General features: G+C 65.0%; 8 protein-coding genes and 1 tRNA gene. 6 read left to right on the forward strand and 3 right to left on the reverse strand.

From position 1 onward, the window contains the following. Position 1: 1 nt before the first annotated feature. The 3 genes from FPZ54_RS20320 to FPZ54_RS07075 all read left to right on the forward strand — a co-directional run bounded on the left by FPZ54_RS20320 (position 2) and on the right by FPZ54_RS07075 (position 4,876). Complete coding sequence (locus FPZ54_RS20320; protein WP_145846026.1) at positions 2-2,083, forward strand: flagellar hook-length control protein FliK; 2,082 nt, start codon at positions 2-4, stop codon at positions 2,081-2,083. Between the two features lie 11 nt (positions 2,084-2,094). Continuing rightward, on the forward strand, positions 2,095-2,751 hold the full coding sequence (locus tag FPZ54_RS07070; RefSeq protein WP_145846027.1) for a flagellar hook assembly protein FlgD: 657 nt from the start codon (positions 2,095-2,097) through the stop codon (positions 2,749-2,751). 166 nt (positions 2,752-2,917) lie between these two features. Beyond that, positions 2,918-4,876 carry a putative bifunctional diguanylate cyclase/phosphodiesterase gene (locus tag FPZ54_RS07075; protein ID WP_145846028.1) on the forward strand — a complete coding sequence of 653 codons (1,959 nt, stop codon included), beginning with the start codon at positions 2,918-2,920 and terminating at the stop codon, positions 4,874-4,876. A 92-nt stretch (positions 4,877-4,968) separates the two neighbouring features. Here FPZ54_RS07075 and FPZ54_RS07080 read toward each other — a convergent pair. Continuing rightward, positions 4,969-5,052: transfer RNA gene (locus tag FPZ54_RS07080), tRNA-Leu, on the reverse strand. Positions 5,053-5,357: 305 nt separating this feature from the next. On the opposite strand from FPZ54_RS07080, the gene rpoB reads away from it, so the two are divergent. Both rpoB and rpoC read left to right on the forward strand, forming a co-directional pair. Next, on the forward strand, positions 5,358-9,512 hold the full coding sequence (gene rpoB / locus FPZ54_RS07085; protein ID WP_145846030.1) for a DNA-directed RNA polymerase subunit beta: 4,155 nt from the start codon (positions 5,358-5,360) through the stop codon (positions 9,510-9,512). A gap of 101 nt (positions 9,513-9,613) precedes the next feature. After that, entirely contained in the window at positions 9,614-13,891 is a 4,278-nt protein-coding gene (gene rpoC / locus FPZ54_RS07090) for a DNA-directed RNA polymerase subunit beta' (RefSeq protein ID WP_145846032.1), read from the forward strand. A gap of 112 nt (positions 13,892-14,003) precedes the next feature. On the opposite strand, the gene FPZ54_RS07095 is transcribed toward rpoC, so the two are convergent. Both FPZ54_RS07095 and FPZ54_RS07100 read right to left on the reverse strand, forming a co-directional pair. Continuing rightward, positions 14,004-14,474 carry a DUF2846 domain-containing protein gene (locus FPZ54_RS07095; RefSeq protein ID WP_145846034.1) on the reverse strand — a complete coding sequence of 157 codons (471 nt, stop codon included), beginning with the start codon at positions 14,472-14,474 and terminating at the stop codon, positions 14,004-14,006. A 1-nt stretch (position 14,475) separates the two neighbouring features. Further along, positions 14,476-15,081 (reverse strand): hypothetical protein, encoded by a 606-nt coding sequence (locus tag FPZ54_RS07100; protein WP_145846035.1) that lies wholly within the window; start codon positions 15,079-15,081, stop codon positions 14,476-14,478. A 162-nt stretch (positions 15,082-15,243) separates the two neighbouring features. On the opposite strand from FPZ54_RS07100, the gene FPZ54_RS07105 reads away from it, so the two are divergent. Then, positions 15,244-17,397 (forward strand): TonB-dependent receptor, encoded by a 2,154-nt coding sequence (locus FPZ54_RS07105; protein WP_145846037.1) that lies wholly within the window; start codon positions 15,244-15,246, stop codon positions 17,395-17,397. Positions 17,398-17,399: the final 2 nt, after the last annotated feature.

The raw sequence follows: 17,399 nt of genomic DNA on the forward strand, positions 1-17,399 counted from the left end.
GATGCGACCGGAGTCTCCATCGGGCACCTATGAAGCGATCATGGTGCCGTTCCTCCCGCCAACTCCCGCGCCGGGTTTCGCCGGTACGGGCCAGTTCCCTTCGGGACGCCAGCAGCCGATATCGGGGCTGCCCGGATTTGCGACATTGCTGGGCAGCGCCGCGCCGATCCTGCCGGTCGGAACGCCCGAAGCGCTGCCCGATGCCCAGCCGGTGTCGCCGGGCCTTGCCCCCGCGCTGCTGGTCGCAGCCAATGAGGACGCGGCGCCGCCGATCGACCCAGCACCCTTGACCGTCGCAGTCGAGCCGGAGGCTCCCGCTCCGACAGTGTCCGCGCCAGTGCCCGCCCCCCCTCCGGGAGAGGCAGCCGTCGCAGCGGCGACGCCCGATGTCGCGCCGCCCTCGGCTGCACCCGTTCAGCGCGGTGCACCCAAGCCCCCGGTCGTCGATGCTGCGCCCGCCAGCCCGGCTCCAGTCACCCAGGATACAGGCGTCCTATCGCCTGAACCGGTCACGCCGGACCGTGCGACGGCCACCGTAGAGACTGCCGAAGAGACTGCCGAAGAGACTGCCGAAGAGACTGCCGACGAACCGACCGCCGAACCCCGCGCGTCCGATGCTGAGTCCGAGCTGGATACGGCGGTCGCGCTGCGCGATCCGCTGGTCCCCGCTCCCGTCTCGTCGCCCGAAAGTGCGCGCCCTGCCCCTTGGGACGCCGGGCCGACCGATGCGCCAATCTCGGACGTCCCCGCACGACCGGTACACCCTGCCCCGGCCGACAAGCCTTCGCCGCAGCAGCCGCCCGTCGACACGGATTTGGACATGCCTGCACGACCGGCACGGCCCGCTCCGAACGGCAAGACTCCGCCGCAACAGCCACCCATCGACACGGATTTGGACATGCCTGCACGACCGGCACGGTCCGCTCCGAACGGCAAGACTCCGCCGCAACAGCCACCCATCGACACGGAGATGGACGCGCCGGGACGCCCATATACCGTCGCCCCGAAGGCAGTGCCCATCGCCACCGCACCGGCACGACCGGACGCACAGCCATCTGAAATCGCGCCCGGTGCCGGCCACGCATTGCGTTTCACCGACGCGCAATCGATCGAACCCGCTCCTGCTGCGGCACCCTCGGTCGAACCTGTCTTCACGGTCGATGAAAAGGCGGTCGCGGTCGAACGCGAGGCCGCCCCCCCGGGCGACCCGGTGGCTACGCCGGCGAGGACCGCTCTGCCGGATCAGGCCGTTATCGACGCGCCGCCTGTGCCGGACGATGCGATGACAGCCAGCATTCCCCGTGATCTACCCTCCGCCCCGGCGCCCCGCGAGGGCGATCCGCCGGTCGCCACCGCAGCCGCCGCCGCCACCGCCACCGCCGCGCCACAGGATGTCGCGGCATTGGGCGACACGCCAGGCCATCCCGAATCCGCCGCGCTCCGCGTCGCCGACCCGCAGCCCGTACAGCGCGCACCCGTTGAGAGCGCAGGCAGCACCACTGCCGATAGCGGCGAAAGCGGGCGCCAGGCGGCTGTGGCGACCGCCGTCGCCCCTGCGCCGGTCGCCGCCGCCCAAAGCGCGCCCGTCGCATTCGGCCGGCTTGTCGCGGAGATCGATGCCACCGCCCCCGACCAGTTCGACGCGCCGCGCGCGCGTGCCGCCGCGATCGGCGAGGATGTCGCCGTCGCGATCGTCCGCCATGCCGAGAGCGGCGCCGACGACACGCTCATCATCCGGCTCGATCCAGGCGATCTGGGACGAATCGAGGTGCGGCTGAAGGTCGAGGAGGGTCAGCGCCTGTCCGCCGAACTGACCGCGGACCAGCCCGCCACGCTCGACCTGCTTCGCCGCGATTCGGACAGCCTCAGCCGCGCGCTCAATGATGCGGGCTTCCGTACCGAGGGGCAGAGCCTGCGCTTCGACGGGCGCGGCACCGGCCAGGGCGGCGAACAGGGCTTTGGCCAGCAGGAGCGCCGCACCGTCCACCGCGCCTATCTGGGCGAGGACGATCCCGCCCCGCAATCCGCATCCGCCTATTCCCCGCAGGTCCGCAGCGCGGGCCGCATCGACCTGTTCGCCTGAAGGAGCCGCTCATGGCCGTCGATACCGTCACCGGCACCAATAATGCCCCCACCACCCAGTCCAACGCGCTGTCGAAGCTCGCCACCGACTCGACCATGTTTCTCAAACTGCTGACCACGCAGATGCAGAACCAGGACCCGCTCGATCCGATGGACACGTCGGAATATACCGCGCAGCTGGTCCAATTCTCGCAGGTCGAACAGTCGATTCAACAGAACACGACGTTGAAATCGATCCTGTCGGCGCTGTCCTCGGACGGGCTGCTCAGCGCTGCCCCTTCGGTCGGCAAGGTCGCGACCTTCGCCAGCGCCGATGCCGGGCTGACCGCGGACTCGCCCGCCCAATGGTCTTATGTCGCCGAACGTTCGACGGGCAAGGTTACCGCGACCATCCTCGATTCCAGTGGCAAGGCCGTTCACACGATCGATCGGACCGATGCGACCGGTGACATCAGCTGGGACGGCAAGGTGGCCGATGGCAGCACCGCGCCACCGGGCATCTACAAGCTGTCGATCACCGCGACCGATGCGGCAGGCGGCGGCGTTCCGGTCGGTATATTCGCGCGGGGCATGGTGCGCGAAGTTACCCAGGACGCCTCCGGCATGGCCTTCATGGTCAACGGCGTGACCTATGGGTCGAACATGCTCGTCGGCCTTGCCACGGAATAATCGGTCCCGGCGGGACCGGGCCCCCACCCTGCCTTCTATAGTGAATCCGGGTCGCGACTGCGGCGTGCCTTCCCCCTGCTGGCATGGTGCGTCGCGATCCAACAATGGGCGATCTTGAGAGTTCGTTAACACCGCCATGGGTATCCGCAAATCACTGGAACCCCTGATGTCGAATTCATTGCTGTCACTGTTCGATACAGACGCCCGGCCGTTGCCGCTCGCGCAATATGAACAGCTACGTCGGCAGATCCCCTGGCTTTACGGATTGCTGATCGCCAACGGCATCTCGCTCGCGATCACCCATCATCACTCCACTTCGATCCTGCTGACGCGATGGCTGCCCGGCGTTCTGATCGCAGCCGCATTTCTGCGGCTGGTGATGTGGCTGCGTGCGCCGCGCGCAGCGACACTGTCGGAGCGTCAGGCCGAACGGCGCATCGCCCAGACGCAGATCCTGGCCTTTCTGATGGCGAGCGCCTTTATCGGCTGGACCATTGCGCTCGACTGGTCGTCGAACGGCATCGGTCGCGACCATGTCGCCGTCGCGGTCGCTGCGACGATGTTGAGCTGCCTGCTCTGCCTCATGCATGTACCCAAAGTGGCGGGCATGGTCGCGGTGAGCGTGGTCGTCCCCTTCTTCATCTACTGCCTGACGCTCGGCAGCCTCTCCGCGATCGTCGTCGCGGCGAATATCGCGCTGGTCGCGGGAGTAATCGTCAGGGTTCTTGGCGGCTCGCATCGGATGTTCGTCGATCTCATTCAGTCGCAACAGGCGCTCAGCGAGGAGCGGCGCCAGGCCAGCCGTCTGAGCGACGAAAACCAGTTGCTCGCCCATACCGATTCGCTGACCGGCCTTCCCAATCGCCGCCATTTCTTCGCCCGGCTTGACGCCTGCCTCAAACGGCGCGAGGCGAATGGCCAGGCGCCGTTCTGCGTCGGGGTGCTCGATCTCGATCGGTTCAAACCCGTCAATGACACGTTCGGCCATGCGATGGGGGACCGGCTGCTGGGCGAGATCGGCCGCCGCCTCTCTGTCCATGCCGCCGACGACCTGCTGATCGCACGGCTGGGCGGCGACGAGTTCGGCGTGCTGATCGACGGCGATGGCGCAATCGCCCGCCGCCGGGTGCAGGCATTGTACGACGCGGTCTGCGCGCCGATGACGATCCAGGATGCAGTGTTGCGGGTCGGCTGCTCGGTCGGCCTTGCCTCCTATCCCGATGCCGGCCGCACCGCCCACGCCCTGTTCGACCGGTCGGACTATGCGCTCTATCATGCCAAGTCGCATGAACGCGGTCATTGCGTCATCTTCTCTCGGGAGCATGAAGCGTTGATCCGCGACGAGCATCAGCTCGAGGCCGCGCTGCGCCACGCCGATCTCGATGCCGAACTGAGCCTTGTCTTCCAGCCCATCTACGAAGCGCGCGGTATCGTCCTGACCGGCGTCGAGGCGCTGGCGCGCTGGCAATCGCCGATCCTGGGTCAGGTGACGCCCGACCGGCTGGTCGCCATGGCCGAGCGGCTGGGGATGATCAATCAGGTCACGCTGATCCTCTTTGCAAAGGCGCTGACCGAAATGGCGCGGCTGCCACGCGAAATCGGCATGAACTTCAACCTCTCGGTCCACGACATCGCGTCGCCCGAGACGGTGCAGGAACTGATCCGCATGATCGCGGCGAGCCGGATCGCGCCGCAACGATTGACCTTCGAGATTACCGAGACCGCCGTGATCTCCGATTGCGCGGCCGCGCGCGCCGTACTCGGGCGGCTGCGCTATCTTGGCGCCCGTATCGCGATGGATGATTTCGGGACCGGCTATTCCAGCCTCGGGATGCTCCACCAGATCCCGCTCGACCTGATCAAGGTGGACCGCAGCTTCGCCGCGGGCATGACCACGCCATCGGGACGCGCGATGATCGCGGCGATCCGCAGCCTCGCCCAGTCGCTCTCGCTCGATTGTGTGATCGAGGGGATCGAGAATGAGGCGCAGCTGATGGAGGTATCCCTACTCGGCTGCCGCTACGCCCAAGGCTATCTGCTCGGACGTCCCGTACCGATGGAAACCCTGTTGCGGACGATCCGCGAGGACCGGAAAAACGGGCAGACGGCCTTGGCCGCCGCCTGAGGCAGGTCTGCCGTCAGCAGAGAAATGGTGCCCCTCAATCGAACGAAGTCCGAACCCTCAAAGACAGGGGCACGGTTCGAACGAAGAGAGAATGGTGCCCCTGGCCGGACTCGAACCAGCATGCCTTTCGGCGGTCGATTTTGAGTCGACTGCGTCTACCATTTCGCCACAGGGGCAGCGAGCGAGCGTGGCTAGACGAAGGGCCGCGCGACCGCAAGCGGGAACCGCCTGCACCAGCTGCCGGTGTTTGACACTGCGGGGTCGCTCTCCTATATCGCGGCTCTGCCCGACCGGTCGGGAAATGGCATGCCGTCGCGCAGCGTGCCGAACGAATGGACCGGACGGGAACCATAGACGCTTGAGAGGCTGAGTTTTTCCCCGTTTCGACGAAGGGAATCGCTCGGCCCTTTCGGCGTCTCTGTGCGTGCCTGCCCCGGCGGATACCGGGACGGATTTCAGGCTGACGAGGCAAAAAAGCATCATGGCGACAAAGGCAATCGAGAGCGGCACTGCGAAGCGCCGCATCCGCAAGGTGTTCGGCGACATTCACGAAGTGGTGCAGATGCCGAACCTGATCGAGGTTCAGCGCGAATCCTACGAACAGTTCCTGCGGAGCGACCCCTCGATCGGCTATGTCTCCGGGTTGGAAAAGACGCTGCGCAGCGTGTTCCCGATCCGTGACTTCGCCGGCACTGCCGAGCTCGACTTCGTCACCTACGAACTCGAACCGCCCAAGTTCGACGTCGAGGAATGCCGTCAGCGCGGCATCACCTATGCCGCGCCGATGCGCGTCACGCTGCGCCTCATCGTGTTCGAGGTCGATCCCGATACCGATGCCCGCTCGGTCCTCGATATCAAGGAGCAGGACGTCTATATGGGCGACATGCCCCTGATGACGGGCAACGGCACCTTCTTCATCAACGGTACCGAGCGCGTGATCGTCTCGCAGATGCACCGCTCGCCGGGCGTGCTGTTCGACCATGACCGCGGCAAGACCCATGCATCGGGCAAGTATCTCTTCGCCGCGCGCGTGATCCCGTATCGCGGCTCGTGGCTCGACTTCGAGTTCGACGCCAAGGACATCGTCAACGTCCGTATCGACCGCAAGCGCAAGCTGCCGGTCACGACGCTGCTGTACGCGCTGGGCCTGAACAGCGAGGACATCCTCAACCACTTCTACAACACCGTGACCTATGTGCGCGGTCCGGGTGGCTGGCAGATCCCGTTCGCACCCGAGAACTGGCGCGGCGCCAAGCCGATGTTCGACATCGTCGACGCCAAGTCGGGCGAAGTGATCTTCCCCGCGGGCCAGAAGATCAGCCCGCGCGCCGCCAACAAGGCGGGCAAGGACGGCCTCGAGACGCTGCTGATCCCGACCGAGGAAATCTTCGGCCGCTACAGCGCGTTCGACCTGATCAACGAGTCGACCGGCGAAATCTATATCGAGGCGGGCGACGAAGTGTCGGCCGAGAATCTCGAGCTGCTGGACAAGGCCGGGATCGAGCGCATCGAGCTGCTCGATATCGACCATATCTCGACCGGTCCGTGGATCCGCAACACACTCAAGGCCGACAAGGCCGAGGAGCGCGAGCAGGCGCTGTCCGACATCTATCGCGTCATGCGCCCCGGCGAGCCGCCGACGCTGGAGACCGCAGAGTCGCTGTTCGGCGGCCTGTTCTTCGATCCCGAGCGCTACGACCTGTCGGCCGTGGGCCGCGTGAAGCTGAACATGCGCCTCGACCTCGATGCCGAGGACACGGTCACCACCCTGCGCACCGAGGACATTCTGGCGGTCGTCAAGACGCTGGTCGACCTCAAGGACGGCAAGGGCGAAGTCGACGACATCGACAATCTCGGCAACCGTCGCGTGCGTTCGGTGGGCGAGCTGCTCGAGAACCAGTATCGCGTCGGCCTGCTGCGCATGGAGCGTGCGGTCAAGGAGCGCATGTCGTCGGTCGACGTGTCGACGGTCATGCCGAACGACCTGATCAACGCCAAGCCCGCGGTCGCCGCGGTGCGCGAATTCTTCGGTTCGTCGCAGCTGTCGCAGTTCATGGACCAGACCAACCCGCTCTCCGAAGTGACGCACAAGCGTCGCGTTTCGGCGCTTGGCCCGGGCGGTCTGACGCGTGAGCGCGCGGGCTTCGAGGTTCGCGACGTTCACCCGACGCACTATGGCCGTATCTGTCCGATTGAGACGCCGGAAGGCCCGAACATCGGTCTGATCAACAGCCTTGCGACCTTCAGCCGCGTCAACAAATATGGCTTCATCGAGACGCCCTACCGCAAGGTGGTAGACGGCAAGGTGACCAAGGACGTCGTCTATCTGTCGGCGATGGAAGAAGCGAAGCACACCATCGCCCAGGCGTCGGCCGAGGTGGATGGCGAAGGCCGCTTCACCGAGGACCTGATCTCGGCGCGTCAGGCGGGCGAATTCCTGATGGCGCTGCCCGAAACGGTGACGCTGATGGACGTCAGCCCCAAGCAGCTGGTGTCGGTCGCGGCCTCGCTGATCCCGTTCCTTGAAAATGACGACGCCAACCGCGCGCTCATGGGTTCGAACATGCAGCGCCAGGCGGTGCCGCTGGTCAAGGCCGAGGCGCCCTTCGTCGGCACCGGCATGGAAGAGACCGTCGCGCGCGATTCGGGCGCGGCGATCGCGGCCAAGCGCGCCGGCATCGTCGATCAGGTCGATGCGTCGCGCATCGTCATCCGCGCAACCGGCGAGGTCTCGGCGGAAGAGAGCGGCGTCGACATCTATACGCTGATGAAGTTCGAGCGTTCGAACCAGTCGACCTGCATCAACCAGCGTCCGCTGGTGAAGGTGGGCGAAATGGTCAGCGCGGGCGACATCATCGCCGATGGCCCGTCGACCGAGTTCGGCGAGCTGGCGCTGGGCCGCAACGTGCTCGTCGCGTTCATGCCGTGGAACGGCTACAACTATGAGGACTCGATCCTGATCAGCGAGCGGATCGTGAAGGACGACGTGTTCACGTCGATCCATATCGACGAGTTCGAGGTGATGGCCCGCGACACCAAGCTGGGGCCGGAGGACATCACCCGCGACATCCCCAACGTCGGCGAGGAAGCGCTGCGCAACCTCGACGAGGCGGGCATCGTGTACATCGGCGCCGAGGTCGAGCCGGGCGACATCCTGGTCGGCAAGATCACGCCGAAGGGCGAAAGCCCGATGACGCCGGAAGAGAAGCTGCTCCGCGCGATCTTCGGTGAAAAGGCCAGCGACGTGCGCGACACCTCGCTCCGCCTGCCGCCGGGCGTCACCGGGACCGTCGTCGACGTGCGCGTCTTCAACCGCCACGGCATCGACAAGGACGAGCGCGCGATGGCGATCGAGCGCGAGGAGATCGAGCGCCTGAAGAAGGACTCGGACGACGAGCGCAACATCCTCAACCGTGCTACCTGGTCGCGCCTCAAGGAGATGCTGCTCGGCCAGACCGCGACCGGCGTGCCGAAGGGCCTGAAGAAGGGGTCGGTGATCGACGAGGATCTGCTCGACAGCGTCGACCGCCACGAATGGTGGAAGTTCGCTGTTGCCGACGACAAGGTCCAGGGCGATCTCGAGACCGTCAAGGGTCAGTATGACGAGGCGGTCAAGCGCATCAAGGACAAGTTCGAGGATCGCCGCGAGAAGCTGGAGCGCGGCGACGAGCTGCCCCCGGGCGTGCTGAAGATGGTCAAGGTGTTCGTCGCGGTGAAGCGCAAGCTGCAGCCGGGCGACAAGATGGCCGGCCGTCACGGCAACAAGGGCATCATCAGCCGCATCCTGCCACAGGAGGACATGCCGTTCCTCGAGGACGGGACTCCGGTCGACTTCGTGCTTAACCCGCTGGGCGTGCCGTCGCGCATGAACGTCGGGCAGATCTTCGAGACGCATCTGGGCTGGGCCGCGCGCGGCCTGGGCGCCAAGATCGGCGATGCGCTCGACGCATGGCGCGAGGCGAACCCGAACCCCGAGGCCGGCCAGCCGCCCGAGGCGGTGAAGGACCTGCTCAAGACCGTCTATGGCGACAACTATTCCGACGATATCGAACGCCGCGACACCGCGTCGATCGTCGAGCTGGCGCAGAATGTCCGCGCAGGCGTTCCGATGGGCACCCCGGTGTTCGACGGCGCGGTCGAGGCGGACGTGACGGCGATGCTGCGGCTCGCCGGGCTGGACGAGAGCGGCCAGGTCGATCTGTTCGACGGGCGCACCGGGGACATGTTCGATCGCAAGGTCACCGTGGGCTACAAATATGTGCTCAAACTGCACCACCTGGTCGACGACAAGATCCACGCGCGTTCGATCGGCCCGTACAGCCTCGTCACCCAGCAGCCGCTGGGCGGCAAGGCGCAGTTCGGCGGCCAGCGCTTCGGTGAGATGGAGGTCTGGGCCCTGCAGGCGTACGGCGCTGCCTATACGCTGCAGGAAATGCTGACGGTGAAGTCCGACGACGTGGTCGGCCGCACCAAGGTCTATGAGGCGATCGTCAAGGGTGACGACACGTTCGAGGCCGGCATCCCCGAGAGCTTCAACGTGCTCGTCAAGGAAATGCGCTCGCTGGGCCTCAACGTCGAACTCAAGAGCCACGAGCTCGACTCCGATGGCGAGCCGATCGTCGAGCCTGCCGAGTAAGCGATCAAGTCTCCCTCTCCCCGCTTGCGGGGAGAGGGTCGGACTTCCCCTCTCCCCTGCCCTCTCCCCGAATGGAGAGAGGGAGTTTGAGGAAACAGAAAATGAACGAACTGACCAATTTCGCGAACCCGGTGGCCAAGCCGGAGACCTTCGACCAGATCCAGATCGGCATCGCGTCCCCGGACCGCATCCGCTCCTGGTCGTTCGGCGAGATCAAGAAGCCCGAGACGATCAACTATCGCACGTTCAAGCCCGAGCGTGACGGCCTGTTCTGCGCGCGCATCTTCGGTCCGATCAAGGACTACGAATGCCTGTGCGGCAAGTACAAGCGCATGAAGTACAAGGGCATCGTCTGCGAGAAGTGCGGCGTCGAGGTCACCGTTTCGAAGGTCCGCCGCGAGCGGATGGGCCATATCGAACTGGCCGCTCCGGTCGCGCATATCTGGTTCCTCAAGTCTCTGCCGTCGCGCATCGGCCTGCTGCTCGACATGCAGCTCAAGCAGCTCGAGCGCGTGCTGTATTTCGAGAGCTACATCGTCACCGAGCCGGGCCTGACGCCGCTGGAGAAGTTCCAGCTCCTCACCGAGGACGAGCTGCTCGACGCGCAGGATGAATATGGCGAGGACGCCTTCTCGGCCGGCATCGGCGCGGAAGCGGTCAAGATCATGCTCATGGATCTCGACCTGGAAGGCGAGCGCAAGGAGCTGCTGGAAGAGCTGGCAACGACCAAGTCCGAGCTGAAGCCCAAGAAGATCATCAAGCGGCTCAAGGTCGTCGAAAGCTTCATCGATTCGGGTAACCGCCCGGAATGGATGATCCTGGACGTCGTTCCGGTCATTCCGCCCGAGCTGCGCCCGCTGGTGCCGCTGGACGGCGGTCGCTTCGCGACGTCGGATCTCAACGATCTGTATCGCCGCGTCATCAACCGCAACAACCGCCTCAAGCGCCTGATGGAACTGCGCGCGCCGGACATCATCGTCCGCAACGAAAAGCGCATGTTGCAGGAAGCCGTCGACGCGCTGTTCGATAACGGCCGCCGCGGTCGCACCATCACCGGTGCGAACAAGCGTCCGCTCAAGTCGCTGTCCGACATGCTCAAGGGCAAGCAGGGCCGTTTCCGCCAGAACCTGCTCGGCAAGCGCGTCGACTATTCGGGCCGCTCGGTCATCGTGACCGGGCCGGAGCTGAAGCTGCACCAGTGCGGCCTGCCCAAGAAGATGGCGCTCGAGCTGTTCAAGCCGTTCATCTACGCCCGCCTCGACGCCAAGGGTCTGTCGATGACCCTCAAGCAGGCGAAGAAGTGGGTCGAGAAGGAGCGCAAGGAAGTCTGGGATATCCTCGACGAAGTCATTCGCGAGCACCCTGTCCTCCTCAACCGCGCACCGACGCTCCACCGCCTCGGCATCCAGGCGTTCGAGCCGGTGCTGATCGAGGGCAAGGCGATCCAGCTTCACCCGCTGGTCTGTTCGGCGTTCAACGCCGACTTCGACGGTGACCAGATGGCCGTGCACGTCCCGCTGAGCCTCGAGGCACAGCTGGAAGCGCGCGTCCTGATGATGTCGACCAACAACATCCTGTCCCCCGCGAACGGCAAGCCGATCATCGTGCCGTCGCAGGACATGGTGCTGGGCCTCTACTATCTCTCGATGGAGAAGGAAGGCGAGCCGGGCCAGGGCATGGTGCTGGGCGACATGGCCGAAGTGCACCAGGCGCTGTTCGCGGGTGCGGTGACGCTACATACCAAGATCACCAGCCGCGTCCCGCAGACGGACGAGGACGGCAACACGTACATGAAGCGGTTCGAGACCACCCCGGGCCGCATGTTGCTCGGCGAGTGTCTGCCGAAGTCGCACAAGGTGCCGTTCGACGTCGTCAACCGTCTGCTGACCAAGAAGGACGTGGGCGACGTGATCGACGAGGTCTATCGCCACACCGGCCAGAAGGAGACCGTCCTGTTCGCCGACGCGATCATGGCGCTCGGCTTCCGCCACGCGTTCAAGGCGGGCATCTCGTTCGGCAAGGATGATATGATCATCCCGGCATCGAAGGAAGCGACGGTCGACGAGACCCGCACCCTCGTGAAGGACTTCGAGCAGCAATATCAGGACGGCCTGATCACGCAGCAGGAGAAGTACAACAAGGTGATCGACGCCTGGAGCCGTTGCGGCGACGTGGTGGCGGCGGCCATGATGGACGAGATCAAGTCGGTGAAGACCGATGAGGCGACTGGCCGCGAAAAGCCCGCCAACGCGATCTACATGATGGCGCACTCCGGTGCGCGTGGTTCGGCGGCGCAGATCAAGCAGCTTGCCGGTATGCGCGGCCTGATGGCCAAGCCGTCGGGCGAGATCATCGAAACGCCGATCATCTCGAACTTCAAGGAAGGTCTGACCGTCCTTGAATATTTCAACTCCACCCACGGCGCGCGCAAGGGCCTGGCGGATACGGCGTTGAAGACCGCGAACTCGGGCTACCTCACCCGCCGCCTGGTCGACGTGTCGCAGGACTGCGTCGTCATGGAGCAGGATTGCGGGACCGAGCGCGCGCTGGAGATGAAGGCGATCGTGCAGGGCGGCAGCGTCATCGCATCGCTGGGCGAGCGCATCCTGGGCCGCACCACGGCCGAGGACGTGGTCGATCCCAAGAGCGGCGACGTGGCGATCCCGACCGGCACGCTGCTCGACGAGCCGATGATCGCACAGATCGAGGCGCTGGGCATCCAGGGCATGAAGATCCGCAGCCCACTGGTGTGCGAAGCCAAGATCGGCGTGTGCGCCAAGTGCTACGGTCGTGACCTCGCCCGCGGTACCCCGGTGAATATCGGCGAAGCGGTCGGCGTCATCGCGGCGCAGTCGATCGGCGAGCCGGGCACGCAGCTGACCATGCGTACCTTCCACATCGGCGGTGCGGCCCAGCTCAACGAGCAGTCGAACCTCGAAGCCCCTGTGGACGGCACGGTCGAGTTCCGCGACCTGCGCCTGATCACCGACCAGCGCGGTCGCCGCGTGGTGCTCGCCCGTTCGGGCGAGATCGCGATCCTGGACGACGATGGTCGCGAGCTGGCGGTCCACCGCATCCCGTACGGCGCGTACGTCATGTTCGACGATGGCCATATCGTCAGCAAGGGCGACCGCATGGCGGAGTGGGATCCGTTCACCATGCCGGTGATCACGGAAACCGGCGGCGTCGTGAAGTATCAGGACCTGATCGACGGCAAGACGCTGACCGAACAGGTCGACGAAGCGACGGGCATCGCCCAGCGCGTCGTGATCGAAAATCGCGGCTCCGCGGCCAAGAAGGAGGATCTTCGTCCCCGCCTCACCCTGACGGGCGAGGGCGAGGGCGAGGCGGCACGCTACATGCTGGCGGCCGGCGCAGTCATCTCGGTCGAGGATGGCGCGACGGTTCAGGGCGGCGACGTCCTTGCCCGTGTGAGCCGCGAGTCCGCCAAGACCCGCGACATCACCGGCGGTCTCCCGCGTGTTGCCGAGCTGTTCGAAGCGCGCAAGCCCAAGGAAAATGCGATCATCGCCAAGGTCTCGGGCCGCGTGGTGTTCGGCAAGGACTATAAGGCGAAGCGCAAGATCGGCATCCAGCCCGAGGATGGCGGCGAGGTCGTCGAGTATCTGGTGCCCAAGTCGAAGGTGATCGACGTCCAGGAAGGCGACTATGTCAAGCGTGGCGACAACCTGATCGGCGGCAGCCCCGATCCGCACGACATTCTCGAAGTGCTCGGCATCGAGCCGCTGGCAGAATATCTCGTCGCGGAAATCCAGGAAGTCTATCGACTCCAGGGCGTGAAGATCAACGACAAGCACATCGAGGTGATCGTTCGCCAGATGCTGCAGAAGGTCGAGATCACCGACGGCGGCGACACCACGCTGCTGGCCGGCGAGCAGGTCGATCGCGACGAGATGGACGAGCACAACGCCAAGCTGGAGAAGAACCAGAGCCCGGCGGTCGGCAAGCCGATCCTGCTCGGCATCACCAAGGCGTCGCTGCAGACCCGTAGCTTCATCTCGGCGGCGTCGTTCCAGGAGACCACCCGCGTCCTCACCGAGGCGGCGGTCCAGGGCAAGCAGGACACGCTGATCGGCCTCAAGGAGAATGTCATCGTCGGTCGTCTCATCCCCGCCGGTACCGGCGCGGGCATGAACCGGATGCGGATCGCGGCCACCAGCCGCGACGCCGCGCTCCGTGTCCAGCAGCGCAAGCTGCAGGAAGCGCTGATCGCGCCGAACTCGGCGGCCGAGGAACGTGCGGCCGAACTGGCGCAGAACCCGATCGACGCGATGGTCACCAGCGACGCGCTGGAGAAGGTCGAGACCTCGGGCGACGGCAGCGACGAAGCGGCGGGCGATTATCTGAACAAGGACTAATCCCCGCCAGCACCGCGCTGGCGCAAAAAACAAGCCGCCGTCCGGGACACCGGGCGGCGGCTTTTTTGGTGCGAATGATTATGGGATTGGTGTGGCCGTCAGCCGTAAAGCGCTACTTCGCTTCGGCCGTTTCGTTCTTTGGCTCCCACATCTTCAGCTTCTTGCCGCGCTGCGCAAATGTCGCCCGGTCCGATGGAGAAAGATTGGCCCGGCCCGACATCACGCCCATGCCGATGTTACAGCGAACGAAGTAGGTTTCACCTTCCTCCACCTCGAGCGTGATCTCGTCCTTCGCTTCACCGCGGGTGTTGTACAGGTGGACGCCCGGCTCGGCTTCTACGACATAATATTTGCCGGAACCCAGCCGTGCGACCTGTTTGTCCCCCTCATGCACGGTGCAGCCCAGTGCCGCGCCCATGATCGATCCCGGACGAAAGAACACGACCTGTCCCTTGCCGGATGCCGGTGCGCCAATCGTGCCGGACTTGGTCACCAGCGGAGCCTCTTCGCCCTGCCCCGCCCATGCGACGACTGGCGCCGACAAACCAAGCGCCAGGCCCAGCGCAATATGCTTCAACTTCATTTCATTCCCCCACAGAACCGACCGCTGCGCCACATGCGGCGACAGCTTCGTCGGTGGTATTCAAATCCTCTTTCAGCTTGGCGACACCGCGCACGCCCGACCCGATTTCGATCTGCCCGCCCTTGATCATGAAGGCGATCACGCTTCCCACCGCAGCGACGGGCGCAACGACGGAAGCCCCCGCAGCGACGGAATTGACCGCACCAGCCGAACCGCTGCGACTTTCGCCTGCCCCGCCAAATTTGAACCTGCCAAGCGGCACTTCGATTGGGCCGCATCGGATGAACCGGGCGGCGACGATCATCTCGCCCGCCTTTCCGGCAAAGCCGGCCTTGCGCGCATGAATGACCTCGCCCTCACCAGATGCGCCCGGCGGGATAATGACCCGTCCATTGGTATCTAGGAGCGGTGCAGCAAGTCTGATTGAAAAGCGCTGCCCCTGCCTCGCCGTCTTGGAACTCAGCGGTTCAGCCAGTTCAACCTCGACCGAGGTTCCAGCTGCGATGTTCACGTCCTGTTGTGAAGCGATTGAGGAGCTATCATCGGGAATCGTCGGCATTTCAGCCTGACCCAGCACCATTAGGCCTACAGCCAATGACACGCCCATAAGCCCCTCTCCCCATAGCAGAATTATGAGCTCCTCGGTGACCCGTCAATCGACTTGATCGGAGGTCCAAGCTGAAAATATGCAACGGCCCAATAAAAGTAATGCGAGTCGTTTGCATTATCGAAACCGCCCTGATAGCTGGCGCGCAAAGGGAGGGTTTTCATGTCCGTTCGTTCCGAGTTTGCACTGCCCCTGATCGCGCTCGCGCTGATGGCGCCCACTGCCGCACTGGCGGACTCCGTGCCTGCCGTTCCGGCGGAAGCGGACGAGACCGAACAGGTGGTTATCACCGCCGCACGAACCGAACTGCCCGCCAGCGCCCTGCCCCTCACCGTCGATGTGATCGAGAAGGAGGAACTCGACCAGCAGGTGTCGATTGCCGGATCGGTGGTCGATGCGGTCGCCAATCTGTCGCCCTCTTTCTCTCCCACCCGCCAGAAACTGTCGGGCGCGGGCGAGACGCTGCGTGGCCGCTCGCCGCTCTATGCAATCAACGGCATCCCGCAATCGACGCCGGTGCGCGACGGATCGCGCGACGGCTATACGATCGACCCATTCTTCCTCGACCGGGTCGAGCTGATCTATGGCTCCAACGCGCTTCAGGGCATTGGCGCCACCGGCGGCGTGGTGAACCAGCTAGTGGCAAAGGCGCCCGCGACAGACGGTTTTTCGGGCCGCGCACTGCTTCAGGGCAGCGCGGGCAGCGGGCTCGACGACAATGGACTGGGCGGCAAGGCTGCGGCGCTGGTCGCATGGCGCGGCGGCGCGTTCGATGTGACGGTCGGCGGCGCCTATGAAAAACGCGGCGTCTTTTACGATGGCGCGGGCCGCATCATCGGCGTCGATGGAGCACAGGGCGATACGATGGCCAGCAAGAGCTGGTCGGCCTTTGCGCGGCTGGGCTGGCAGCTCAATGACACGGCGCGGCTGGAACTGTTCGCCAATCGTTTCGAGCTGAAGGGCGATCATGACTATGTCCAGGTCGCGGGCAGCCGTGCGACCAACACCCCATCGACCAGCGTGCGCGGGTCGCCCGACGGCGAGCCGGTGTCGAACCGCGTCGAAACGGTCAACCTGACGCTGACCGACAGCGACCTGGCTGGCGGCAAGCTCGTCCTGCAAGCCTTTTTCAACCGCACCCGCGACATTTTCGGCGGATCGACCGCCTCGACCTTCCAGGATGTCAGCATCGCGCCGATCGGCACGCTGTTCGACCAGTCGGCCAACAAGTCGCGCAAGCTGGGCGCACGCTTCAGCTATGAGCGTGAGGTCGCAGACCTTCTGACCGCGACGGTCGGGTTCGACAGCCTGTGGGACAGGACCGCGCAGTCACTGCTTTGGACCGGTCGAGACTGGGTGCCGCCGACGACGTTCCGCAGCCTTGCGCCGTTCGCGCAGCTCAACCTTGGCCTGTTCGACGATCGGCTGCGGCTCGCGGGCGGCGTGCGCTATGAGGATGTGAAGCTCAAGGTCGACGATTTCACCACCCTCGCCTCCTACGGGTCGCGCGCGGTGGGCGGCGGCAATCCCAGCTTTCGCGACGCACTGCTCAATGGCGGCGTGATCCTTGAGCCGGTAAAGGGCATCCGCGCCTATGCCAGCTATGCCGAAGGCTATACCATCGCCGATGTCGGCCGTATCCTGCGCGCAATCAACCAGCCGGACGTCGATATCGACACCTTCCTGGACATCAGCCCCGTCGTCTCGAACAACCGCGAGATCGGGGTCGAGGTGAAGCGCGGCCCGCTCGATGCCAGCGCCACCTATTTCTGGTCCTCGTCCAAGCTTGGCGGGTTGCTCGTGCTCAACCCGGCAGGGGTCTATGACGTGCAGCGCCAGCGGATCGAGATCGAGGGGCTGGAAGTCAATCTCGGCGTGCGCCTGCCGGTAAATGGTCTGCGCGCGAGCATCGGCTATGCGCATCTGGCCGGGCGAACCGACAGCGATCAGGACGGCGTGGTCGATGTCGACCTGGACGGCGCGAACATCTCGCCCGATCGCCTCAACCTGGCGCTCGACTATACGCGTGGGCCATTGTCGGCGCGGGTTCAGACAGGCTTCTACCTCGCCCGTACCTTCATGCTTTCGACCAATCCCACCGCTTACGATCCGGCGACCGCGTTCGAGGGCTATAACCTGACCGACGCGGTGGTGCGCTACGAAACGGGTTTTGGCGGAGTGACGCTGGCGGTGTCGAACCTGTTCGACGCGGACTATATCACCTACAACAGCGACACGATTTCGGTGACCAACGATCTCCGCTTCTTCTCGGGCCGCGGGCGGGTGTTCACGCTCGGCTGGGACTTCAAGTTCTAAAC

The sequence above is a fragment of the Sphingomonas suaedae genome (assembly GCF_007833215.1).
In the GTDB taxonomy this organism is placed as follows: Bacteria; Pseudomonadota; Alphaproteobacteria; order Sphingomonadales; family Sphingomonadaceae; genus Sphingomonas; species Sphingomonas suaedae.